This window comes from Clostridium sp. LIBA-8841 (assembly GCF_057782475.1).
This window is the reverse complement of record NZ_CM173488.1, coordinates 1,079,040-1,102,627: the sequence shown is the minus strand read 5'-3', so window position 1 is coordinate 1,102,627 and position 23,588 is coordinate 1,079,040. Positions and strand designations below refer to the sequence as shown.

Genomic DNA, 23,588 nt, shown 5'->3' with positions numbered 1-23,588 from the left:
TCTAAATTTGGCAACACAATAAAACGTATACAATATACGTAAAAATTCTACTATGTCCTTCAAAAATAGATTACTTAATCATTTCAACACCTCTTCTTTACTTAATAACATTAACATACCATAATTTAGAAAATAATACAATTATTCTTTACTTTATTTTTTAAGTTACGTCTAAAAATTTAATTAAAAATCAACACTTTCCTAAACTAGAACCTTAATTTTAACTTTTTATAAAAAAATATATACTAGCTGTATTAGCTAGTATATTTAATATTACTAACGATATATAAATTTTTATTTGTATCTTTTTAAGCATTTTAATCTATTTTCTAAATAGCTTTTAAATATTTTTATCTTTTAATATAAATTAATTATATGTTCTAAAAGTCTTTGAGCCTTTAAAGCTTCTTCCCCGCTAGTAATAGGCTCTAAATCATTTTCAACACAATCAACAAAGTGATTAACTATATCCTCAAATCCTTTTTGTTTTAAAATGTTAACCCATGCTCCACTAGTAGTTGTTGTTATATTATTGTTACACTCAACTTCTAAAACATTAAGATTTTTAACCCTTTGAATTTTTCCTAAAGAAAGCATCTCTACTTGCTCTAGCTTAGTTCCTGCAAATCTATTCATTGAAGTTGATATTGAAAAACTTTTACTTTTTAATTTATGATTAGCAAAAATTAAGCTTTTATTATCATTTACTAATAATTCATCATAACTTATTTCAACATTTCCATCTGCTAACCATATAGCAGTATCTATGGCATGTATATAATCATCTATTAAAGTTTCACTAAAATGTGTGTCTCTAATAGAGTTTGATGCATGTTTACAAATATTAATTGAAATAATATCACCAGCTTCATCTTTTATTTGCTTGTACATAGGCGCAAATCTTCTATTAAAACCAACCATAAGTTTTAAGTTTTTAATCTTGCTTAATTCTATAAGCTTTTCTCCCTCTTTTACTGTAGATGCTAATGGCTTATCAACATAAACGTGTAATCCTAGTTCCAAAAGTTCCTTAACAACATCATAATGTGATTCAGTTGATGTGTGAACAAATGCAGAATCACACTCTTTAGCTAAATCCTTTATAGACTCAAACTCTTTTATTCTATACTCATTACAAATACGATTTCTTTTTTCTTTATTTGGAGTAAATGCTCCTACAAATTCAAACTTTTCAGTTTTTGATAATATTGGAAGATATGCTTTTTGAGCTATTCCTCCAAGTCCCACCATTCCAACTTTTAATTTTCCCATAATAAATTATACCTCTTACCTTAACAATGTTTTATATTTATTATAGAATTTTAATTTTTAAATTGTCAATTTCGCTCTTTGCCAATATTTTTTATGGAACCATTATCTATTTCATACTTAATCTTTAATAAGAGGTTTAAATTATTTTATATTGTTAAAAATTTTTAAAACAATCTTCTTTTAAAACCTTTATTGGAAAAATATTTATATAATTAAATAACTGTATAAGGGGGTTATGTGTTATGGAATATTTTGTTGATATAACTGAAAAAGATTTGCTAGAATTAAAGCCTTTAAAATCTAATTGCTATTTTTATTTAATCATACACATTCCTGTAAGGGTAAAGTCAAGAAGATTAATTTACATTATTTAAAAGTCCCATTTTCATATTGTCTTTTTCCTAAGATTACACTTATTAAAATAAAAATCAATATAGAGCAAATTACAAAGATTAAATCTCCATTATTAAAGTTATTAGCTAAATCTATCATTCTTTTTTGAGGTAAAACATTTCTTATAAATCCCATAACCTTATTCGTGTTATCAATATTTACTAAACATCCTCCTAAAAGACAAGTTATCATAACTATTATTGATCCACCCATTGATGCTGATACTCTATCTTTAAAAATTGTGGCTATAAACATTCCAAGGCTACTACTTAATATTCCAACTAATAATACTAAAAACATAAATAATGAATAACTTATATCTAAATTCACATTTAAAACCTTCAATATTAAAACTGACCAAATTGTACTTGAAATACTTAAAATTATTATAGAGTATAATATTTGTCCACCAATATATTCAAAGTAAGATATTTTTCCACTTAATACTCTAGTGTAAGTGCCATTTTCTCTATCACTTAAGAAAAAGTCCATTATCATTGTAGTAGCTCCCATAAATAGAAACATTATTAGAAATCCAATTACCTTTCCTTGAACTGTTGTTCTATCATCTACTTTCTCATAAACCTCTCCATTTAATCCTACTTCTAAAGTCTTTCTTATTTCTTCTTTTCCATAAGATATTACATTAGGTTCATCTGAATCAAAGTTTATCTCTGCTAAATAAACTCCTTTTATAAGATCAGTTTTACTTGGAGAGTTCTTCATAAACTCTATTTTCACTTTTTCATTATCATTCATATTAGCTTCTATTATCTCTTTTTCTTCTATAGTAGCTCCTACAACAGCTATTTTACCTTTTATATCATTTGTACTACTAAAATACACCCCTAAGCAAATTATTATTGGCATTACTATAATTACCATTATCATCATTACCTTCTCTTTTGTAAATCTATATAAATTATTTTTTGCTATTAATAAAATATTTCTCATACCCATTACCCCATTATAAATATTTATCAATTTTAAAAGTTCTAGATAGCACTCCAATTAATATTATTGATAGAAGAATATTAACTCCCATTATTATAAAAAGAAGAAAATTATTATTGTCATACATACTATTTAGAAGTCCATCCATAAGCCACTTTACTGGTGATATTCTTGATATCATAGCAGGTACTTCCCCTAAAGCTTCTAAAGAGAAAAATGCTCCACCAATTACACATAAAACAGATTGTACTATATTAAAAACAACATTTACTAATCCAATACTATTCATCACTGTGCATAGAAACATTCCTAATGCATTTGACATAAAAGAAAGTATTATAAATGAAACACATATTAAAACTTCATTTCCGCTATAATCTACTCCAAATAAAAGATTAAAAATTATCATTGTTGTTATAACAGCAAAAGAAGAATAAATTGTTCCACTTATTATTTGTGAAAGATATATTTCTAGATTCTTAACTGGAGTAAACATAGTTCTTACATTTCCTGCTTTTACATCTCCATCAAAGAAATTATATGAACTAGCAAGTCCTGAACTTGTAAATATAAATATCATCATTCCTATTGAATAATATTCATAAGATGATAAGCCTCCACCAAAACTACCTTGGGTTAAATATCCTATAATTGCTGTTAATAATACTGGATATATAAAAAATGTCATAAACATTACTTGTTTTCTACATATCAATTTTAGTTGAAATTTTATCATATTTACCATATTCATATCATTCACCTAATCTCTTAAAGATTTTCCTGTTAATTTTAGAAATACAGTTTCTAAACTTTCTTCTTCTGTTGATATACTTTTAATTTTTACATTTTCTTCAATAAGCTTTAGTATTATTTTATCTAGGTTATTAGAATCCTTCATGGTGCTTATTAATAATGACTCCTTCACTTCAACATTATTTATTCCTTCCATTGAATCAAATATTGTTTTTTCTATATTTTCAATTTCATCTCCAGATATACTATAAACAATACCTTCTTCTATATTGTTTTTTAACTCATCTAAGGTTCCTTCAGCTATTATTACTCCTTCGTCCATAATAAGAACTCTGTCACATATGGCTTCAACCTCTTCCATGTAGTGAGTTGTATATATAATAGTTGTTCCTTTTTCCCTTAACTTCTTAATTGACTCTAAAATATGATTTCTTGATTGTGGATCAATCCCAACTGTAGGTTCATCTAAAATTAAAATCTTTGGTTCATGAGCTAAGGCACAGGCTATATTTAACCTTCTTTTCATACCTCCAGAATAAGTTTTTGGTAAATCCTTTGCCCTATCTAAAAGGCCTACCATACCTAATGCTTCTTCTGATTTTTTTCTTAATTCTTTTCCTTTTAACCCATAAAAACTTGCAAAATATTTTACATTTTCAATTGCACTTATATTTTCAAATATAGCTAAGCTTTGAGGCACAATTCCCATTGCAGATTTATAAGTTAATTTATTCTCTAATATATCTTTATCCATAAACTTTATCTGCCCATCAGTAGCTCTTAATGCTGTTGAAATAATATTTATTGTTGTACTTTTTCCCACTCCATTAGGTCCTAAGAAACCTAATATCTCTCCATCTTTTAGTTCAAATGAAATCCCTTTAACTACATATTTATCATCATATTTTTTCTTTAAACCATTAACCTCTAATATATTCATCAATAACTATCTCCTTATATTAATTTGAATATTTCTTTTTACATTTTTTAGTTTAAAGGTAGGGGTAACTCCTAGGTCAATAGTTTTTTCAAAAAAATAAAAGTGGCATAAATCCACTTTTACTCAACTGGTGCATATACTTCTAAATATTGAATGTTTCCTTTATCTTTATATCCATTAAATAATAAATTTATAAAAGCTACTCCTTTAGCTTTATATCCAAGTTCATTAGCCGTTTCAAAAATAGCAGCTCCCATCTTTTCATCTATATTATCTGTGCTTTCTTCATGGTTTATAGGAATTGCTATTACTATATATAAACACTTTGGATAAGAAATAACTTCTCTTGTCTCATCTACATTCTCATACACTCTCTCATAGAAAACATATCTCTCTTTTGTTATCGCTTCATTATTAAAATAAACTATTCTTGAAATTCCAGATAAACTTACAGCTTTTTTTAATCTTATAGAATAATCATATTTATTTAATATTTCACCATAAGTCTCTGCAACGTCCTTTTTCATATTTATTTCACTTGTTATTACTATTGGCTTCATTTCTCTGATATTCATGTTATTTAAGCTTGTTTTTATAGATTCAAAATTTTCTTTAATACCCTCTATACGTTTTAGAAGTACTTGCTTATACTCTATTTCTTCTTTAAGCTTTTGTTGTTTCTCATCTAATATAGATTCTATTGTATCTAAGCTCTCACTTTTTTTAATTTCTTGTATCTTTTTAACTTCTATATCTATATCTCTATAAAAATTAATTGTTATTACTTCATTAATATCAATAACATTATATTTCCTATATCCATTCTCTTCATCTTGCATTGGATTAATTAGATTTTTCTCTTCATAAAACTTTAAAGTATCCCGTGATATCCCCAAAAACTTTGCAACTTGCCCAATTGTATACATTTTAGCCCCCTATTTTATAATTCAGAAATAATATTTATTAACTAAGTTCAAGAGCATTTATATTATTCTTTTTACATTTACACTTATTTTATATTAATATCTATATATATAATTTCTTTATTACAACTCTTTTCCTTCTATATCACTTCATCATTTTTTCTTTGTTAATATTTGTTACAAAATAATCAAATAAGTATATTGATATAATTTAGTCTTTAATGAAACGGACTTGTTATGAAAAAGAATTTACTTACTGAATTTTACAAATGCCACACATCCAAATTCTTCTGACATAGAGAACCCAACCTTTTTATAAAATGAAATAGTCTTATCTGCTTATCTGTTAAAAGTACTTTTTGCCTAGTATTTTTATATTTATCTAGAATAATTTCTACCAATATTTTTCCTATTCCCTTATTTTGATACTTTCGTAATACTAAAATATCTTGAATATAAATTATGGAATGTCCGTCTCCTACAACCCTTATTAGAGCTACTAATAAAGCCTTGTCCCAAACGGTTATTACTTTTAATGAATTTTCAATTGATTTCATTAATGTATCTATATCTTTAGTATATGAACTCCACCCAACATCATTATATAAATATAATATATCTTTATCTCTTGGAATAAAATCTTCCTTAAAAACTAAGTTTCCCATATTTCCCCCTAATAATAGCTTAATATTTTAATAATGGTGATATATTTCCTAAGTGAAATACATCCAAAATATGAAGTGCTCTTGTGCACGCTGTATAGAGCAGCAATCTATCATCTTCATCCTTATACATTAAGTCACTAGCATTATATATCATAACTACATCAAACTCTAACCCCTTAGCAAGGTATGCTGGAATAACTAAAATATCATTAATATATTCATCATCCTCATTTACAATCATTTTAACGTCAATTTTATTCCTTAAATGATTGTATACTCTATGTGCTTCTTCAATATTTTTTGTTATTATTCCTATGGAATTATGACCATCACCTTTGTAAGCTTGTACCTTTTCAATGATTCTTTCATTTATATCTTCTTCATCTAAAAAGTTAGTTATTTTTGGCCTTTAATTATTCTTTTTACTTATTTTAGTTCTCATCAGATACGCTTTAACATTTATTATTCTAAAAAATCTTTAAATATCTTGAAATTCCTCTTTATGATAATATCAATATTAATAAAACCTCTTTAATATTTAGAATAATATATTTTATTAGCTCCAACTTCTTCATCAAATATAATTTTATCTTTATTCCACCCATTCTTATAGTAAAAACTATTTGCCTTCAAATTATTTTCAAAGCTTTCCAAGTAAATTTTATCATATGTTTTTAAAAGTTCCTCACTAATTCTATTCATAAAATCACTTCCAATTCCTTGTCTATGCATTTCACTATGAACCATTATTAAATCAATGAGATTTTCCTTACATATACATATTCCAACAATCTGATCTTGCAATAAAGCTACTATTGTATCATTTATGTTTTCTAACATATACTCATCTGATGCTCCACTTTCAATAAAGTAGTCTACTGCATCATCTCCAAGAAAAGTTCTATAATTTTTATTGATAATATCTTTTGCAAAATTTTGTAAAAATGTTGCTTCATTTTCTTTAGCTTTACGTAGTTTTAATTCCATTCAAATATTCTCCTTCAAATATCTCGTGTATTAGACCGCTAAGACTATCTTAAATATTTTTTATATAAAATATATCCGTACTTGTGATATGGTTCTCCGTAATAGTAGTAAGTGATGTTTCTTAATGTTCTAATTATATTTATCTATTATCTAAACTAAAATCTATAACCTTACATTATACTTATTTTGGTCAAAACATATTTCATAAAAAATATTAACCTAATCGAAACCGAAAACCCAATATAGTTGTAACCAAAATCGGAATTAAAATAACAATAAACCCTAACAATACAATAACTGTACGAACTTTTTCCTCATCTTTTAAGAATTTACACAACCCTATATATATTAATATTCCAATTAAGCCACCTAAACAATTAAGAATAACATCATCAATATCAGCAGCACCAAGTCCCAAAATAAGCTGAAACATTTCAACAAACAAGGCAATTAAGAATACAATCATTATGCTTATCCATATTTTTTTATTTTTCTTTAATAACTGTAAATAAATTCCTAGAGGGACAAACAATATGATATTTCCAAGTATATTACTTACAACAACAATTGGAGGAACGTTCAGCATACCTGACAAATAGCTGTATATAGTGTGAAATGGTATTACATTAGCGCTTCGAATATACTCTCTGTTTGAGCTGAACAGTTCTAATGGTGAAACATACTTGAAAATCAATGCATAAGAACACAGAAGAGCATACAGCAAAAGAAAAATGCCAAACAGCATAAACGAGTTGAATTTCTTCATATGACTTTACCTCCGTCAAATTCTAATTTCTTTCCTAAATATATAAATATTTTCTATTCATTAAGTCTATATATTAATATTATATTTTTTCTTAATAACAACTCCAATATTCTATAATCTTAATATACTAATAATCTTATCTAAATTATATAATACACATTTAATTAACTACTATAAGAACCACTCTTAACACTAATTATTTCCTGTTACTTATGACACGTTATTTTCATACATAAAAATAGTCTTAACCAAGTAATATCAATAGTTAAGACTATAAACCTCATTTACTTATGATACGGTTCTCCGTATTATAAGTAAGGTTTTTACAATAGTTATTTTATTTTTTTATACTAAAAAAGGTTGTAGTTTAAACTACAACCTATAACAACCTAAAATTATCTTCTATTTTGCTCTTTCTTAGCTCTTCTACAAGATATACATCTTGTTGGCTCATTTTCAAATCCTTTTTCTTTGTAGAATTCTTGTTCTCCTACTGAAAATACAAATTCACTTCCACAATCTCTGCATTTTAATGTTTTATCTGACATAAACATTCCTCCTAAAATTAAAGATTCTAAATTGATATAATAATCTCTAATTTTTGAGAAACTATTTACCTAAATGAAACTTTTTTGTTAGCAACTCTGCTACTATTTTATAATAACATAGTATTTAATTAATTGCAACCTTTTTTCAATTATTTTTTATAAATAATTGAAATTAAAACAATATTTTGTCTTTAACTACATTATCTTTACCTTATTTTAAGTACAGTTTCATTGTTAACAATACTTTCTATATTGAAATATCCAGATTTAATACACTGATTAGAATACTTCTTTACTTATATATTTTACTAATTATCAATTATAATTATATTTATTGAATCTAATTTCCTTAATACTTAAGTATTGCTTATGGTCCTGTACTTTCTGAAATAAATAGCTACTACTCCAGTAATACTAATAACTTTATAAAAAACTCATTTTAGTATGATACGAATCATTGTTAATTATTCTAAAAAAGCTTTTAATAACTCTGAGTAAAAGCTTTCTATTGATTTGTATTGGCTCTTATTTTCTTCATAATAATCTAACTTTTTAATCATACCTTTAATATACCTATATCCTAAGTTATAATCATATTCAATTCTTTTATTAGTGAAATCATCCTTAAAGTATTTTTTGCTTAAATGTATTGCTATGGCTCGTACTATATGTTCATTTACACACTCTTCCCAATCACCATAACCACAGAATGTAGATTTATATTTTTCAAGTTCTTCATATACTCCTTTATGTTCATTCACTAATTCTAAGTTTTTCTCAGTTAGGGGATTTACTATAGGATGACTTAACTCATGAAAAATCAGATTACATATATCATAATCATTAGAAACAAAAATCGTATCTCCTAACCAAATACTTAAATTGAATACAACATTTATATACTTTTCTTCATCCTTTTTTAAATCTAAACCAAAGTTATATTTAGATAAATTACTCATAACAAAATTATAGTTAGTATTTTTCTTTCCTGTAAATTCTTCTATTTTCTTAATAAAATGATATTTTTCTAAAATACTTCTAAAGTATTCTAAATCATCTTTATAGTAGTCTTCAATTCTAGAAAAAAACTCATCAAATTTTGTAGTTTCTTTAAAAGAATTAAATAAAACTCTAAACTCTTCTAAGTTATCTTTTCCCCCACTCATTTCTATATTGAAATCACTCAATTCATACTTAAATTCTGACTCTTTTTCATCATCTAAAGCCAAAGAAAATACCATAGGTCTTCCCAAGAAAAAACCTTTCTGAATCATTTCTTCTAACTTTTTATAAATCTCATGATTAGAGTATTTTTGAAAGTAATCTTTTATATCCCTTATATACTTTTCATTAGAGTGATCTACAAAATCCACATTAAAACCAAACTTTTCACTTAAAATTTCCTTATATCTGCTTGTAAGTAGAATTATATTCATTAGTTCAAGATTTTTATTTACTTCTATCTTTACATCTCTCATAACTTCTCCTATCTACCATTAGAATTTATTTTATGTTAATCTCTATGTCTACATAATATTTCTTTATAGTACTCATTTTTCCTTTTGAGTAACAATAATTTGTTTAATATTTCTTATTTGTTAACACTTATCGTAAAAATATCAACTAAACATAAATAAGAAAGGTATAGAATTTAATCTATACCTTTCTTATTATGCATGTGATAATATTGGAAACATCAACTTTTCTGTTTTAAATGGAGCTTCTTTTTTAGCTCTTATAAATAATGTAGTATCCTCTTCATTTACTAAGTTCTCTTCATAACAAGCTGTATTATTAGGGGTAAATCCTAAAACTATTTTCTTAGTTTCTTCTTTCATTAACATATTAATAACCTTATCTAAATCTATTTCTTGTGTTGAAAATATTTCTTGCACATATAATACATCTTTATCATATTCACATATAACAACAGTATTAAAATTCTCAATATAGTATATATTTTCTTTCATGAAATCTAAACAATAAAACATTATTAGAAAACTATTATTTTTAACATGAAGCTTGGATATAGAAATTCTATTATTAATAATCTCAGTAAAAATATCTTTATCACTTGTATCATTTATATTTAGTTTTCTTACCTTTTCTTTTGATTTTTCTTTAACCCTATTTATTGAATATTGATACTCATTATACTTTTCAAATCCAAACTTAGGATAAAAATCAAGAACACTATCATTTGCATAAAGATGTATGCAATCACATTTATCTTCCCATTCTTCTATGATTTTCTCCATAAGAAATCTACTTAATCCCTTATTCCTAAATTCCTCATCTGTCATAACGGTTCCTATTTGTATATATCTTTTCTCATTTCCTTGAATCATTACGTCCATAATACTTACAGAAACATTAGCAACAACTTTGTTATTGTAAACTAAAGAATATGGTATATAACTTTCACTCCAATAGCCTTCTTTATACCACTTTTCAAAATTAATACCAAATGTTTTTTCAGCCAACTCATTAAAACTATTTCTCAATATTTCATTACCTTTATAATCAACTTTATAAAGATATTTTTTGCCTTGTATATCTATATAACCACTCATACCTCTTCCATCCTTTTCTTTATACTTTACTCTAATATCTTTAATTAATATTTTATTACTATTAATTAAATTATTCGATCTAATAAATTATTCTTAAATAAAAATAAGCCATAAGCTAGATAGCTTATGACTTACTAAATCCTTATTCATTTGACTTCAATGCATCAATCATATTAACTTTTCTTAACTTAACATGCATAAGTATCATAACTATCACTGTGAAAAGTATAGTTATTAACGCTGAAAATATATAACTAGTTATAAATATCTTAGGGTACATCATCATTGTATCAGTTTCTGATGTTCTTATTATAAAGGCATGTAGCATCTTTCCTAGGGCTGAACCTGCCAGTATTCCTAATAAGGTTAATATTATATTCTCTCTTAATATATACATTGTTACTTCATCATCAAAGAATCCAAGAACTTTTATTGTTGATAGTTCTCTTATACGCTCTGATACATTTATATTGTTTAGATTGTATAGTACTACAAAAGCTAGACATCCTGCTGATAAGATTATTACTAACATTACTACGTTCATGTTAGCTGCTGACTCTTCTGTTGTCTTTTCTATTTGTGATGTCATTGTTACATTTACAACATCTTCACATTCCATAAGTTTTGAAGAGATTTCATCTTTATTCATTTTATCTTTATCAAAGTTTAAAAGATCTGTGTTATATACAGGTTTCTTTCCAAATACTTTTTCATAATATGATGGTGACATATACATTGAATGCATAAGGTAATTTTCTGCTATTGCTTCTACTTTAACCTCATGAGGGTTGTTATCATCATCCTTAAATGTTATTGTATCTCCTACAGATACTCCTAAAAGTTTTCCTAACTTTTCATTTATTACAACGCCCTCATTTGGCACCTCATATTTTTCACCTGAAACCCTATCATTTAGCACTATAAACTGATCTAATTCATCTTTATTTTGTGGTACGTAAAGACTAACTGTTTGCTTATTCATGCCTTCCTTACTAAAGGTTACTGACTCTTGGTGCATTCTTAAGTTACTTTCATATCCAGGTAATTCTTTTAAAGTATCGTTATACTTTTGAATCTCTGCCTCAGTAGGATTATCCCCAAAGACTACCATAGTTTCATACTTCCATAACTTATCAAATTGTTTTTCTACCATTCCACTATTTGAATCCTTAAGTCCAAATCCAGTAACAAGAAGTGCCATACATCCAGCAATACCAAAGATAGTCATAAGCATACGCTGTTTATATCTGAAAAGATTTCTAAGAGTTACTTTTTGATTGAAGTTCAATCTTTTCCATAATGGTGTAATTCTTTCTATTAATATCTTCTTACCTAACTTTGGAGCCTTTGATCTCATAAGGTTAGATGGTTTGTTTTTTAATTCAACTCTTACAACAAATAAGGCTGCTCCAACTGTGCATAGTATTGATATTACTAAGGCCTGAATTATATAAGATGGATAGTAATATGTAGTTACTTTTGGTAAGTTATATACACTTTCATAAGCACTACTAATTATATTCGGTAAAATATTACTTCCAACTAATATTCCTAGTATGCATCCTAATATACTTGCTAATGCTGCATATATTACAAATTTTAAAGATATTTTAAAATCACCATATCCTAAAGCCTTCATAGTACCTATTTCTATTCTCTTTTCTTCTACCATCCTTGTCATTGTTGTTAAACAAATTAAGACTGCTACTATAAAGAAAAATACTGGTAACACTGATGCAATGCTATCTAAACTATTAATTGAATCCTTATATCCTGAATATCCTGGATTGTCAGTTCTATCAAATACATAATAGTTACATTCACCTAAATCACTTAAAGTTGACTTTTCTTTTTCTTCAATTTCTTTTCTTCCCTCAGCTAGCTTTTCTTTATTTTCAGCTATGGCTTTTTCACCCTCTGCTAGCTTAGCTTCTGATTCATCTAACTTAGTCTTTGCCTTATTAAGCTCTCTGTCTCCTGTAACTTTTCCCTCTTCAAGAGATTTTTTTCCCTTAGCTAATTCAGCTCTACTATTATCTAATTGCTTTTGAGCTTCTTCAAGCTTAGTTTTTCCAGCATTAAATACTGCTAATTGATTCTCATACTGTGATTTTCCCTCTTGATATTTAGTGATTCCACCTAATAATACTTGTAATTTTGAAGTATTATCATTAATTGATTTAACACTTTCATCTAAGGAAGCAGCAATTCCCATAGCAATATTTTTGTTTTCAGGATTCTTTTCTAATCCTTCTAATGCTCCACTTAACTCACTTGATCCTAAGTTAGCTATTATCCCTTTCCAATACTGAATTTTCTCAGCAGGTATTGGTTCATTTTCTGGAAGGTTTTTAACTGTATTTTTTATATCACTAGAAAGTAAAGTCATTGTTCCAGATAGTTTTTTTAGATTTTCTACCTTACCTTGTAATTCACTTGTACTTTCATCTGGATTAATTCCCTGATTTAAAAATTCTTGTCTACTATTATCAATGGTATCCTTAGCCTTATTTAACTGACTTTCTCCCTCTTGAATATTGGCTTTTTGTTTGTTAATCTCAGCTTGCCCTTCTTCAATTTTCTTTTCACCAGTTAGAATATTTGCTTCTCCAGATTTAATTCCATTTTCAAACTCTAACTTTTTCTCATTATATTGTTTTTTCCCTTCAGCTAACTGTGCTTTTCCATCTTGTAATTCTTTTTCTTTATCTAAAAGCAAGTTTTCATTCTCATTTAACTCTTCATAAGCCTTGTCAAATTCCTTTTGAGCCTCTGCTTTTATTTCTTCAACTCTTTCTACTCCTCTATTAGAATATAAATCTTCAAGGTAATTATTGTTTTCTTCCATTAAATTTTTATACTCATTTCCATAAGCATCAAGACCTTGTACATTCTTAAATCTTACATATATTTCAGTATAAGCATTCATTTTTATGTCAGAGCTATTTAATACTCCAAAATAATCAATAGTTCCTTTTCCAACAGGGGTTGCTCCCCTTGACTCTTTTTCAATATACATTGGGCTTTTTACAATTCCAACAATTTTAAACTTATTCTCCTTAAAGTTCTTCATTGTATCTTCATCAGTGTCAATTACAAACTCATCACCGATTTTTAAGTCCTTATTTAACTTAAATGCTCTTTCATCTAAAGCTATTTCACCACTTTTTTCTGGTAATCTACCTTCTAAAACAACAAAGTTATTTATATTACTTTTTCCATCATACTCCATGAATCTAACTACATTACTCATGTTAGTAAGATTGGCATCTATGCTATGAGTACCATAATAATCTAATATTTTGTCATTATTCTTAAGTAGATTTAAATCTTTATCAGTTAATCCTAAGGTTGATACAATCTTACTATCCATAAGATTTTGACTACTATAGAAACTATTTATAGTTCTATTCATGTCTGGACCTGCTGATTTTATTCCAGAATAAAAGGCAACACCTAAAAAGATAATTACCATTATAGAAAAGAATCTGGCTTTTGATGATAGAATTTCTCTTACTATAGATTTTTTATATGCCTTCATCTAAAACAATTCACTCCTACCATTCTATTTCCTCAACTGAGATTGGATTAGGATTAACCTCAACACTTCTCACTTTTGCATCATTAATCTTAATAACCTTATCAGCCATAGGTGCTATTGCTGAGTTATGAGTTATTATTATAACTGTAGTTCCTATTTTTCTACATGTGTCTTGTAGTATTTTTAAAATTTGCTTACCTGTACTATAATCTAAGGCACCTGTTGGCTCATCACAAAGTAAAAGTTTTGGATTTTTTGCAATGGCTCTAGCAATAGAAACTCTTTGTTGTTCTCCACCAGATAATTGTGCTGGGAAGTTATCTTTTCTATGTCCAAGCCCTACTATCTCTAAAGTTTTATCTACATCTAATGCATTATTTGAAATTTGAGTGGCAAGTTCTACATTCTCTTTTGCAGTTAAGTTTTGTACTAAGTTGTAAAACTGAAATACAAAACCAACGTCATATCTTCTATACTTAGTAAGTTCTCTATTACTAAATTTAGATATATCAGTTTCATCAATAACTATTTTACCTTCATCACAGCTATCCATTCCGCCTAGAATGTTAAGTGTAGTCGATTTTCCTGCACCACTTGGTCCTAAAATAACAACAAACTCTCCTTTATTAATAGAAAAGTTAATGCCATTATTAGCTACAACGGTGTTTTCTCCAATTTTATATCTTTTATATACATCAATTACATCTATATATGCCATCTTATACCTCCAATAACTATCTATTGCATTTTTAAAAAATTACTATATACTTAAAGTTATTAAATAGACACTTTGTTCATTTAATATTACAATAAATAGTATAAATTAAGAAGGATTTATTAACAATAATCACATAAATTCTTAACGTTATTAAATACACATTACAGGTTAATTTGTTCATTTAATAACATTTAACATTAAATTATCCAAACTATATTCTAAGTGAGTGTTGATTTTTATCTTAAGACAAACAACTTCTTAAAATATATAAATTAAAAGGAGATTTATAATATGGCAGGTGTTAAGGGAAATCGTAGAACTTTATATACAAAAAAAGTGATTAAGGAAAGTTTAATAGAATTACTTAAAACTAAAGAAATCCATCAAGTTACTGTTACTGATATATGCAAAAAAGCAGATATTAATAGAGGAACATTCTATACTCATTACAAAGATGCTTTTGATTTACTTCAGTCTATGGAAGATGAATTATTTGATCAAATTTTAAGATACATAAAAGAAATTCCAGTAGAAGAATATAATAGTTTATTACTTCTTAAAGTACTTGAATTAATTAAAGAAAATAAAGATTTATGTAAAGTGCTATTTTGTAATCAAAGAGACAGTAGCATATTGAATCGTATTTTAAATATTGCAAATCAAATAGATATAGGGCAAATAATTAATAATCCTAGTCTAACTAATAAGACAATTGCTAACTACTATATGAGATATTCTGTTGGAGGTTGTATTTCAATTATTGAAACTTGGTTAGAAAATAGTTTACCCGAGTCTCCTAGTGAACTTGTTCAAATAATTAATGGTATAAACCAAGTAAATATTCAAAGCTTTTAATAAACAAAAAAGACCGCACCAAATAACTTAATAGAACTTATAAATACATTCAGAGAATTACTGAATTTTAAGTGAAAGTCTAAATTTTGTTTTAGATTCTTGAACTTATACAATGGAACGTTAGCTACATTGTAGTTATTTTATAAGTTTTATTAATAAGTTTTTATGCGGTCTCTTTTTTTATTTAGGCGCTATTTTAAATTAACACCAACCTAAAGAGCCTTTATTTATAATATCCATATTCACAAAGTAGCTCGTGACAACTATTTACTTCATCGTCTGTAAAAAGTTCACTATACTTACTTTCAACAATAGTAGCTTCCATTGTAAGATCTAAACGGTTTGCCTTTTGTAATTTATCAAATCCATCTGAAACCCTACCTTTACGTAAAATCTCTTGAACTGTTCTTACTCCACCAAACTTTTCTATTGTTAATAAAAGTCTCTTTTGAGTGCAAGCACACTCTTTTTCTGCTATTTCACATTTCTTAATAAGTTCTTTTTCAAACATCTTTTCTAATGACATAATATTTACTCCAAACATATTTTTTTGCATCTAATTATACTATATCATTATAACCACATCAACGTTTAACTTATGCTCAATTATTATTAATAATATATTTTTATCGAAAAACAATAAAATTTTGTTGATTTATCTTCGATTGTGATTTATTATATAGTTATAAATTGAAAGGAGATTTTATCAATGAAAAAATTATTTTATATCTTACCATTTATTTTAGGAATATTTTGCTTTATAGGTTCTTCTTTAGCACCAAGTACAGTATTACCAGATGGATTTCTTTATGAACCATACTTCTTTTTAATACCTATTGGTTATTTATTTATTTTTATAGGAATAATAGCAATTGCTACCAAGGGAATTTTCACTTTATATAAAAAAAAGAAATCCTAAGTTAAGGATTTCTTTTTTTATTTCTTTAGTTTAAATCAAAACTATTACTTATTTTCAATTATCTCTTCTAATTTTTCAATTTCTATGTTTTCGCAATTTAAGTTATTTTTCTTTTTACAATACTTAATGAATATTATAAAACTATGGTTTCTATTTAAATAAAATAAATACTACTTATGTATATATATATACTACCTTGAACAAAATAAAATCGAAATAAACTGAATAAAGGAGTATGTATTAATGAAGAAACTTTTTAAAAATTTATTATTCCCATTATTTTTATTTTCTTTAATCTTAGCACCAGTTAAAGTTCAGGCTTTAGAAAATAAAGAATGTAAAGATATACCTTATAACAAAGCTACTTGTGATTTAAGAATGGCAGAAAGAAGACTTTGGATAGATCATGTTCTATGGACTAGAAGTGATATTGTAAGTGCCTTAGCTTCACTTGAAGATAGCAGTGCTGTATCAGAAAGACTTTTTAAAAACCAAGATGATATTGGAAATTCAATTAAGCCTTACTATGGAGAAGAAGCTGGAAATAAACTTGCCACTCTATTGAGAGAACATATAAAACTTGCCGAACAAGTTGTTGGTGCCGCTAAAAGTGGAAATGAAGCTGATTTTGAAAAATATAATAAGTTATGGTATGAAAATGCTGACCAAATAGCTGATTTTTTAAGTTCCGCTAATCCAAACTATTCAAATAAAACTCTAAAAGATATGCTCCATGAACATTTGGATTTTATTGCAACTCAAGTTGTAGCTAGATTAAATAAAGATTGGAATGCAGACATTACAGCCTTTGACCAAGGTGAAGATCACATGATTAAGTTTGCAGATATACTTACTGATGGAATAATAAAGCAGTTTCCTGAAAAATTTAAATAACTAATAAATACTAAGTATATTTAGGGAGGATTATGTAATAAATTACATAATCCTCAGTAATCTTTATTATTAACCTTAATATAACCTTATAAAATAAACAATCATATTTTTAGACATAATAAATATTTATATATTTTAATGAAGTTTATACTAAAGGTGCTTCAATTTGAGTAGTGAAAAGAAACTGATGAAAATGACCATCATTACAACTAGTTCTTCCACACACCAAATGGACATGCTTATTAGTACCTGGTATTCTAATTGCAGGACCAGTTAAAACACATATTTGGTGAAAATGATCAAGGAAGTCTGTCCTAGTGTTAATTTTGTGAACATGGTTTTTTCCACCATGTATTGGTATAACCTCACCTGTAACTCCTGCAGTACGATGGTTATGTCTATCATCGCCTTCTTCTGCTAATTTAACACTTTGTTCAAATTCATGAACATGTGTCTGTCTTTCTTCATTACAACATCTCATACAACATTTCACACAACATTCGTTATTATCTCTCCAGTCATTATCATCTCTACAGTCATTATAATCTCTTTGACACTTATAATTTTGATAACCCATTTTAAATATCTCCTACATACTATATATTTAAGAAATTCCGCTAAAAAATCTCTTACTATATGTTATGAAAACATTCACTATATTTGTTCTTATATTTTGTAAAGTTATTTAGAATTATGTAGTAATTAGTCATTTAATGGATAAAATCACTACTAATACTAAAAGAACCATACCTAATTTAAGGTATAGTTCTTTTTAAAATAATATTTACATCCAAACATTTAATTCCTTTATAAATCTTCTTCTACTGATAAAATAAAATACTAATTGTAAAATACATATTATAATTAATACTAATGAACACTTTTTCATAAGCAACCAAACAATCTCAGTGTTAGAATTCATTACATATAAGTAATATAAACCTAATCCTCCTCCAAATATTATTGGCATAAAGAAAGTTATTGCAAGCTCTTTGCTTATAATTGATTTTATCTCCTTAGAAAGAACTCCTATTCTATTTAATGAAGTGATTCTCTCTTTTTCTTCTCCAATATCTGATAAGACTTTGTAATATAAAACTATACCATTAGCTATTACAAATAAAATTCCTATGAATATCATCGTAAATAGCATCATACCATTCTCATCTAATCTCATTCTTACTATTTCTTCTTTATAGATTGGTCTATATGCTTCTCTTTCTCCTCTTTCACCCTTTTCATATTTTCCCCATAAGTCTCCTTGATTCCAATAAGAATCATCTAACCCATTCTCATCTTTTAAATATTTAATTACCCCTTGAAATTCCTTGTCTCCGTTTTTTACATTCATTAAATGAAATTTCTTAAAATCTTCTTTTGATACCTTTGACTCTAATATCTCATATTCTTTATCATCAACTATATAGGCTTTTCCAGATCCATAATAGTTAGAATGTCTAATATTAGTAAAAGGCACTCCCTTTTCACACTTTATTTTTTCACCATTAAATTCTAAATTAATATTACTTTGAGATAAACTTTTAAACTCTTCTGTTGATAATATATATCCGTTTAATTCAGAAACCTCTCTAACCTTCTCTAATTCATTTTCATTCATTAAACTAAAAGTAACTGTTTGTGGAGTATAATTCATGGTTTCGTTATATACAGTTGCATATATTACTTCACCAGGCTTTACATCAATATTAGTTCCCATGTGTTTGTTATAATTTGTTTCACTTATAATACTTTGGTTATCATCATAAAGAGAGATTTGATTTTCTTCTTCCGCTCTGAACATAGGCGCTTCAATATATTCTAAAACTTTATAATTTTCTACTTCTCCCTTATTGCTAGCTATAGCCTCTTCAATTTTTTCTTTTGAAACCTTATTATACTTTTCAGTTTCAATAAACATAATGTCATAAGGATTTTCTAAATCTACCATATCTCTTGTTGAAGAATAAACTGAATAACTAAACCCTACAAAGAACATTGATCCTGCTATTAATAAGGAAAGCATATATATTAAATTCTTATATCCTAAAAATCTATGTGATAAATTTGATAATACCAGTAAGTTATTATTATATAATTTAGGAAACTTTGAAAATACAACTTTAATAACCCCAATAAGAGATCCTATTATCATATATGGACATATTAAAGTTAAAAATACAAATACTCCTATCATAAATGATTGTTCTTTAAACATTTCTTTTAATAATGTCTTTGGTAAACAATAGGCAGCTATAGCAAATACTATTAATGATAGAATTCCAACTAATATATTTGACTTTCCAACTTCCTTTTTCTTTGAGGATTTTATAGCATCTATTATAGATACTCTTCTTATATAAAGCATATTGAAGATAAAGTTACCTATAAATATTATTGAAAAAATACCTATGCTAAGTAAAAAACTTTTATAGTTTAATATAAATGGAATATCAGTTCCTACTAAAACTTTATTTAATCCCATATAAAATAGCTTTGAAAATAACGCACCACTTAATACTCCCGTAATTAATGAAGCTATCATTATACCCAAATTCTCTATAAACACTAATTTACTTAAATCTTTTGTTGTCATTCCTAAAGTTAAGTACATTCCAAATTCCTTACCCCTATTTTTAAGAAATGACATGTTTGTATAAGTAATAAAAACTATAGAAAATAAAACTACTCCTAATAATGCCATATTAACCGTTTCATATAATGAACTCTTACCTATCTCAGCTATAATAGCATCATTGAAAATTAAGCTTCCATACATAAAAAGCATTGCTATAATTAAGGCATTAACAAAATAAAATGATATATATTTTGTTAAGTTATGCATAAAGTTTTTTTGTATTATAGAAGAAAATTTCATTAGTTCTCTCCTCCTATAACACTTTGTACTTCTAAAATCTTATCAAAAAACTTTCGCCTGTTTCCATCAGATGTAATTTCCATTTTTATAGTTCCATCTTTAATAAATATAATTCTCTTACAAAAAGATGCTGCAAAAGGATCATGAGTTACCATTAAAACTGTGCTTTCAATTTCTTCATTCATTTTCTTTATGGTTTCCATTATGCTATTAGCTGATCTTGAATCTAAATTTCCTGTTGGTTCGTCTGCAAATATTATAGCTGGATTATTTATTAAAGCTCTTGCAGCTGCAACCCTTTGCTTTTGTCCACCTGAAATATGGTATGGATATTTTTTCTTTAATTCCTCAATATGAAAGAACTTCATAAGCTCATCTACACTTTTTTCCATTTCCTTTGGATTTTTTTTATCCAATATTAAAGGTAGTGCAATATTCTCTTCTAATGTTAAGCTGTCTAAAAGATTAAAATCTTGAAATATATATCCTACATTTTTTCTTCTAAATAAAGCTAATTTATCTTTCTTAAACTTGCTTATATCATTATCTTTAATAACAATCTTTCCTGATGTCGCCTTATCAACTCCTGAAAGTATATTTAATAATGTTGTTTTCCCACTACCACTAGGTCCCATTATTCCAACAAACTCTCCCCTATTTACAGTTAAATTTAATCCCTTTAAAGCATTAACTTCTTTTGCTCCTTTGTATGAACTATAAACCTTAGTTAAATTATTTACCCTTAAAATTTCCATATATATTTACCTCTCTTCTTAAATTCTCTTTTAAGTAAGTCTGAAGAGTTAGCTAAAAATCAATATATCTTAAAACTAACTCTTAACTTATATCCTTATTATAAAAGGAAATCCAAAGTTTTCTAATGGATTCACCTTACATAACCTTACATTTTTGAAAGGTAAATTATTAACTTTTATTGTTCATAAATATTATCCTTACAGTAGTTCCTTCTCTAACCTCTGATTCTATTTTTATCTTATGACCAAGTTTATTAGAGATTAATTTAACCATATACAATCCTATGCCTGTAGCCATTCTTTCCTTTCTACCGTTTTCTCCAGTATAAAAAGGATCAAATATTCTATTTAATGCCTCTTCTTCTATACCTATTCCATAATCCTTAATTATTAATTCACTTTCTTCCGCTCTAATAACTGATGATATCTCTATGCCTTTTGACTCTTTATCCTTTGAATATTTTATTGCATTGGATAATATTTGCTCTATCATATAAGAGCACCACTTTTTATCAGTATAGACATAGATATTTTCATCTATATCCACTTTCGGAAATACACCCTTATATATAAAATCTCTTTTCTTTGAATTAACACAATTAATTGTCAATTCCTTCAAATTATAACTATTAGTAATATAATCTCTTGAAAACTCATCTATCCTCAATACATTTAAACATTCTTCTAAGTTTTTCTTTAAAAGCTTATTTTCTTCACTTATATCTAAAATGCATTGATTGTTTTCTCCACTAATACTACTTTTATCACAAGCTAAATCTATTACTGTTATTGATGTTTTCATATTATGAATCCACTGTGAAAATAAAATTTCTCTATTATTTACTTCTTGTTTCAAAGAATATATTTTATCTAGATAATCCTTATGTATTTCTTTTATTACATTTAATATTTCTTCTTCACTTGCACTTAAATTAGTATTATTGTAATCTGGACTTCTTTGACTATCTGATAAAATTTTTTTAAATCTAATATATTGAATTACTTCTATAACAAAATATATTCCTATTACAAACAAACTTAAGATTAATGGATATATGACTTCACTATTTTCAAATAATAAATAATAAAATAATATAATGACAGATGTATTTATTATTAAAATCATCAAATCTCTTGACTTATTCTTGGCTACTTTAATTATCAAGTCCATTAAACACATAGCCTACACCTCGTTTCGTTACAATAACATCATTTATTGCTAAATCACTAAGCTTCTTTTTAACTCTAGTCATATTAACTGTCAATGTGTTATCATCCACAAAAGTCATATCATCCCAAAGTGCTTCTAGCATTTCTTCTCTTGTTACTACTTTACCTTTATTTTTTAATAATATATTTAAAATCCTATATTCATTTTTTGTTAATTCAAGGACTTCGTCATTATATTTTAATTTCATACTATCATGCATTAATGACAAACCTTCCTCTTCTTCTTTAAAACTCTCTTGATTGTATTCCTTGTTTCTCCTTAATAAAGCATTTATTTTAGCAACTAATATTCCTATTACAAAGGGTTTTGTAACATAATCATCTGCTCCAAATTCCATTCCTCTTATTTGTTCACCTTCATCACTTCTTGCAGAAAGAATTATTACTGGAGTTTTATACTCTTTCCTTATTAATCTTAAAAAATAAAATCCATCAAATTTAGGTAAATTTATATCTAATAGTATTAAATCTGGACTTACTTCCTGAACTGTTTCCATAACATAATCAAAGTCTTGTATTGTACTTACTTCAAAATCATATACTTCTAAATATTCACATATATATTTTTGTAGTTTTAAATCATCTTCAACTAGTAATATTCTCATTCCTACCTCTTTCATTTCCTATTTATTTAGAGAATTATTTAATTTTTGAACTATGTTTTAAACTAGTGTTGATTTTTAAATAGAACTAAAGGACTAGCTAAAAATCAACATTCATCTAAAGCAAAGCCAAATTTTAAAATACACTCTATTTATTTCGACATACCATATAATATTTTTCGCATAAGCTCCTTTTTCCTTCTAAATGAAAATAAGTTATTTAATATTTTCTTATTTGTTAACATTTATCATAAAATTATTAATTAAAGCTTTTCCGAGCATATTTGCATAGCAAATAGTTTTCATACACTAAAAAACCATGTAGGATGTTTTCCTACATGGTTTCTTAGTTTAAGATTTAATTGACTAAATATTCTTTAATTTTTCTTACTATATTTTTTCTTTGTTTAATTAAATCAATTATA

24 protein-coding genes are annotated in these 23,588 nt (G+C 26.4%); 4 read left to right on the top strand and 20 right to left on the bottom strand.

Annotated features, from left to right (window positions below; translation table 11 throughout):
• Positions 1-357 precede the first annotated feature (357 nt).
• Positions 358-1,272 (bottom strand): Gfo/Idh/MocA family protein, encoded by a 915-nt coding sequence (locus AC2A4K_RS04705; RefSeq protein ID WP_322504123.1) that lies wholly within the window; start codon positions 1,270-1,272, stop codon positions 358-360.
• A gap of 242 nt (positions 1,273-1,514) precedes the next feature.
• Between AC2A4K_RS04705 and AC2A4K_RS04700 the strand changes: the two genes are divergently transcribed.
• Positions 1,515-1,646, top strand: a complete 132-nt coding sequence (locus AC2A4K_RS04700; protein WP_488458839.1) for a hypothetical protein — start codon at positions 1,515-1,517, stop codon at positions 1,644-1,646.
• On the opposite strand, the gene AC2A4K_RS04695 is transcribed toward AC2A4K_RS04700, so the two are convergent.
• The 13 genes from AC2A4K_RS04695 to AC2A4K_RS04635 all read right to left on the bottom strand — a co-directional run bounded on the left by AC2A4K_RS04695 (position 1,639) and on the right by AC2A4K_RS04635 (position 15,033).
• Positions 1,639-2,619, bottom strand: a complete 981-nt coding sequence (locus tag AC2A4K_RS04695) for an ABC transporter permease (protein WP_322504124.1) — start codon at positions 2,617-2,619, stop codon at positions 1,639-1,641. The genes AC2A4K_RS04700 and AC2A4K_RS04695 overlap by 8 nt on opposite strands.
• A gap of 13 nt (positions 2,620-2,632) precedes the next feature.
• Entirely contained in the window at positions 2,633-3,370 is a 738-nt protein-coding gene (locus AC2A4K_RS04690) for an ABC transporter permease (RefSeq protein ID WP_322504125.1), read from the bottom strand.
• Between the two features lie 9 nt (positions 3,371-3,379).
• Complete coding sequence (locus tag AC2A4K_RS04685; protein ID WP_322504126.1) at positions 3,380-4,315, bottom strand: ABC transporter ATP-binding protein; 936 nt, start codon at positions 4,313-4,315, stop codon at positions 3,380-3,382.
• A gap of 116 nt (positions 4,316-4,431) precedes the next feature.
• Complete coding sequence (locus AC2A4K_RS04680; protein WP_322504127.1) at positions 4,432-5,238, bottom strand: MerR family transcriptional regulator; 807 nt, start codon at positions 5,236-5,238, stop codon at positions 4,432-4,434.
• A 260-nt stretch (positions 5,239-5,498) separates the two neighbouring features.
• Positions 5,499-5,900: a GNAT family N-acetyltransferase gene (locus AC2A4K_RS04675; RefSeq protein ID WP_322504128.1), complete on the bottom strand. Its 402-nt coding sequence runs from the start codon at positions 5,898-5,900 to the stop codon at positions 5,499-5,501.
• 19 nt (positions 5,901-5,919) lie between these two features.
• Positions 5,920-6,141, bottom strand: a complete 222-nt coding sequence (locus AC2A4K_RS04670) for an ATP-binding domain-containing protein (protein WP_322504129.1) — start codon at positions 6,139-6,141, stop codon at positions 5,920-5,922.
• A 290-nt stretch (positions 6,142-6,431) separates the two neighbouring features.
• A complete protein-coding gene (locus AC2A4K_RS04665; protein ID WP_322504130.1) occupies positions 6,432-6,887 on the bottom strand; it encodes a GNAT family N-acetyltransferase in 456 nt (151 codons plus the stop codon).
• A 214-nt stretch (positions 6,888-7,101) separates the two neighbouring features.
• The gene (locus AC2A4K_RS04660) at positions 7,102-7,653 is read right to left on the bottom strand and encodes a VanZ family protein (protein WP_322504131.1); all 552 of its coding nucleotides are present in this window, start codon (positions 7,651-7,653) and stop codon (positions 7,102-7,104) included.
• Between the two features lie 395 nt (positions 7,654-8,048).
• The gene (locus AC2A4K_RS04655; protein ID WP_003479686.1) at positions 8,049-8,201 is read right to left on the bottom strand and encodes a zinc-ribbon domain-containing protein; all 153 of its coding nucleotides are present in this window, start codon (positions 8,199-8,201) and stop codon (positions 8,049-8,051) included.
• A gap of 464 nt (positions 8,202-8,665) precedes the next feature.
• Entirely contained in the window at positions 8,666-9,679 is a 1,014-nt protein-coding gene (locus AC2A4K_RS04650; RefSeq protein ID WP_322504132.1) for a DUF4932 domain-containing protein, read from the bottom strand.
• Positions 9,680-9,871: 192 nt separating this feature from the next.
• The gene (locus AC2A4K_RS04645; RefSeq protein WP_322504133.1) at positions 9,872-10,774 is read right to left on the bottom strand and encodes a GNAT family N-acetyltransferase; all 903 of its coding nucleotides are present in this window, start codon (positions 10,772-10,774) and stop codon (positions 9,872-9,874) included.
• Between the two features lie 142 nt (positions 10,775-10,916).
• On the bottom strand, positions 10,917-14,315 hold the full coding sequence (locus AC2A4K_RS04640; protein WP_322504134.1) for an FtsX-like permease family protein: 3,399 nt from the start codon (positions 14,313-14,315) through the stop codon (positions 10,917-10,919).
• A 16-nt stretch (positions 14,316-14,331) separates the two neighbouring features.
• The gene (locus tag AC2A4K_RS04635; RefSeq protein ID WP_322504135.1) at positions 14,332-15,033 is read right to left on the bottom strand and encodes an ABC transporter ATP-binding protein; all 702 of its coding nucleotides are present in this window, start codon (positions 15,031-15,033) and stop codon (positions 14,332-14,334) included.
• A gap of 291 nt (positions 15,034-15,324) precedes the next feature.
• Here AC2A4K_RS04635 and AC2A4K_RS04630 point away from each other — a divergent pair, with 291 nt between their 5' ends.
• Positions 15,325-15,888, top strand: coding sequence for a TetR/AcrR family transcriptional regulator (locus tag AC2A4K_RS04630; RefSeq protein ID WP_322504136.1), 564 nt, complete (start codon positions 15,325-15,327; stop codon positions 15,886-15,888).
• A gap of 223 nt (positions 15,889-16,111) precedes the next feature.
• Here the strand turns inward: AC2A4K_RS04630 and AC2A4K_RS04625 are convergent, their stop codons facing one another.
• Entirely contained in the window at positions 16,112-16,414 is a 303-nt protein-coding gene (locus tag AC2A4K_RS04625) for a hypothetical protein (protein ID WP_322504137.1), read from the bottom strand.
• Between the two features lie 183 nt (positions 16,415-16,597).
• Between AC2A4K_RS04625 and AC2A4K_RS04620 the strand changes: the two genes are divergently transcribed.
• The gene (locus tag AC2A4K_RS04620) at positions 16,598-16,807 is read left to right on the top strand and encodes a DUF3955 domain-containing protein (RefSeq protein ID WP_322504138.1); all 210 of its coding nucleotides are present in this window, start codon (positions 16,598-16,600) and stop codon (positions 16,805-16,807) included.
• 243 nt (positions 16,808-17,050) lie between these two features.
• Positions 17,051-17,701, top strand: a complete 651-nt coding sequence (locus AC2A4K_RS04615) for a glycosyltransferase (protein WP_322504139.1) — start codon at positions 17,051-17,053, stop codon at positions 17,699-17,701.
• A 145-nt stretch (positions 17,702-17,846) separates the two neighbouring features.
• Here the strand turns inward: AC2A4K_RS04615 and AC2A4K_RS04610 are convergent, their stop codons facing one another.
• The 5 genes from AC2A4K_RS04610 to AC2A4K_RS04590 all read right to left on the bottom strand — a co-directional run bounded on the left by AC2A4K_RS04610 (position 17,847) and on the right by AC2A4K_RS04590 (position 23,166).
• Positions 17,847-18,182, bottom strand: coding sequence for a YmaF family protein (locus tag AC2A4K_RS04610; RefSeq protein WP_322504321.1), 336 nt, complete (start codon positions 18,180-18,182; stop codon positions 17,847-17,849).
• 303 nt (positions 18,183-18,485) lie between these two features.
• Entirely contained in the window at positions 18,486-20,576 is a 2,091-nt protein-coding gene (locus AC2A4K_RS04605) for an ABC transporter permease (RefSeq protein ID WP_322504140.1), read from the bottom strand.
• Positions 20,576-21,331, bottom strand: coding sequence for an ABC transporter ATP-binding protein (locus AC2A4K_RS04600; RefSeq protein WP_322504141.1), 756 nt, complete (start codon positions 21,329-21,331; stop codon positions 20,576-20,578). Before AC2A4K_RS04600 ends, AC2A4K_RS04605 begins: the two co-directional genes overlap by 1 nt.
• Before the next feature lie 169 nt (positions 21,332-21,500).
• Positions 21,501-22,511, bottom strand: a complete 1,011-nt coding sequence (locus tag AC2A4K_RS04595) for a sensor histidine kinase (RefSeq protein WP_322504142.1) — start codon at positions 22,509-22,511, stop codon at positions 21,501-21,503.
• The gene (locus AC2A4K_RS04590) at positions 22,486-23,166 is read right to left on the bottom strand and encodes a response regulator transcription factor (RefSeq protein ID WP_322504143.1); all 681 of its coding nucleotides are present in this window, start codon (positions 23,164-23,166) and stop codon (positions 22,486-22,488) included. Before AC2A4K_RS04590 ends, AC2A4K_RS04595 begins: the two co-directional genes overlap by 26 nt.
• Between the last annotated feature and the right edge of the window lie 422 nt (positions 23,167-23,588).

Coding starts and splice junctions, on each gene's coding strand:
- AC2A4K_RS04660 (WP_322504131.1), bottom strand. CDS start 7,653: ATGAAGAAATTCAACTCGTTTATGCTGTTTGGCATTTTTCTTTTGCTG.
- AC2A4K_RS04615 (WP_322504139.1), top strand. CDS start 17,051: ATGAAGAAACTTTTTAAAAATTTATTATTCCCATTATTTTTATTTTCT.
- AC2A4K_RS04680 (WP_322504127.1), bottom strand. CDS start 5,238: ATGTATACAATTGGGCAAGTTGCAAAGTTTTTGGGGATATCACGGGAT.
- AC2A4K_RS04645 (WP_322504133.1), bottom strand. CDS start 10,774: ATGAGTGGTTATATAGATATACAAGGCAAAAAATATCTTTATAAAGTT.
- AC2A4K_RS04595 (WP_322504142.1), bottom strand. CDS start 22,511: ATGTGTTTAATGGACTTGATAATTAAAGTAGCCAAGAATAAGTCAAGA.
- AC2A4K_RS04590 (WP_322504143.1), bottom strand. CDS start 23,166: ATGAGAATATTACTAGTTGAAGATGATTTAAAACTACAAAAATATATA.
- AC2A4K_RS04640 (WP_322504134.1), bottom strand. CDS start 14,315: ATGAAGGCATATAAAAAATCTATAGTAAGAGAAATTCTATCATCAAAA.
- AC2A4K_RS04655 (WP_003479686.1), bottom strand. CDS start 8,201: ATGTCAGATAAAACATTAAAATGCAGAGATTGTGGAAGTGAATTTGTA.
- AC2A4K_RS04650 (WP_322504132.1), bottom strand. CDS start 9,679: ATGAGAGATGTAAAGATAGAAGTAAATAAAAATCTTGAACTAATGAAT.
- AC2A4K_RS04700 (WP_488458839.1), top strand. CDS start 1,515: ATGGAATATTTTGTTGATATAACTGAAAAAGATTTGCTAGAATTAAAG.
- AC2A4K_RS04670 (WP_322504129.1), bottom strand. CDS start 6,141: ATGATTGTAAATGAGGATGATGAATATATTAATGATATTTTAGTTATT.
- AC2A4K_RS04705 (WP_322504123.1), bottom strand. CDS start 1,272: ATGGGAAAATTAAAAGTTGGAATGGTGGGACTTGGAGGAATAGCTCAA.
- AC2A4K_RS04695 (WP_322504124.1), bottom strand. CDS start 2,619: ATGAGAAATATTTTATTAATAGCAAAAAATAATTTATATAGATTTACA.
- AC2A4K_RS04675 (WP_322504128.1), bottom strand. CDS start 5,900: ATGGGAAACTTAGTTTTTAAGGAAGATTTTATTCCAAGAGATAAAGAT.
- AC2A4K_RS04690 (WP_322504125.1), bottom strand. CDS start 3,370: ATGAATATGGTAAATATGATAAAATTTCAACTAAAATTGATATGTAGA.
- AC2A4K_RS04665 (WP_322504130.1), bottom strand. CDS start 6,887: ATGGAATTAAAACTACGTAAAGCTAAAGAAAATGAAGCAACATTTTTA.
- AC2A4K_RS04635 (WP_322504135.1), bottom strand. CDS start 15,033: ATGGCATATATAGATGTAATTGATGTATATAAAAGATATAAAATTGGA.
- AC2A4K_RS04610 (WP_322504321.1), bottom strand. CDS start 18,182: ATGAGATGTTGTAATGAAGAAAGACAGACACATGTTCATGAATTTGAA.
- AC2A4K_RS04605 (WP_322504140.1), bottom strand. CDS start 20,576: ATGAAATTTTCTTCTATAATACAAAAAAACTTTATGCATAACTTAACA.
- AC2A4K_RS04620 (WP_322504138.1), top strand. CDS start 16,598: ATGAAAAAATTATTTTATATCTTACCATTTATTTTAGGAATATTTTGC.
- AC2A4K_RS04630 (WP_322504136.1), top strand. CDS start 15,325: ATGGCAGGTGTTAAGGGAAATCGTAGAACTTTATATACAAAAAAAGTG.
- AC2A4K_RS04600 (WP_322504141.1), bottom strand. CDS start 21,331: ATGGAAATTTTAAGGGTAAATAATTTAACTAAGGTTTATAGTTCATAC.
- AC2A4K_RS04625 (WP_322504137.1), bottom strand. CDS start 16,414: ATGTCATTAGAAAAGATGTTTGAAAAAGAACTTATTAAGAAATGTGAA.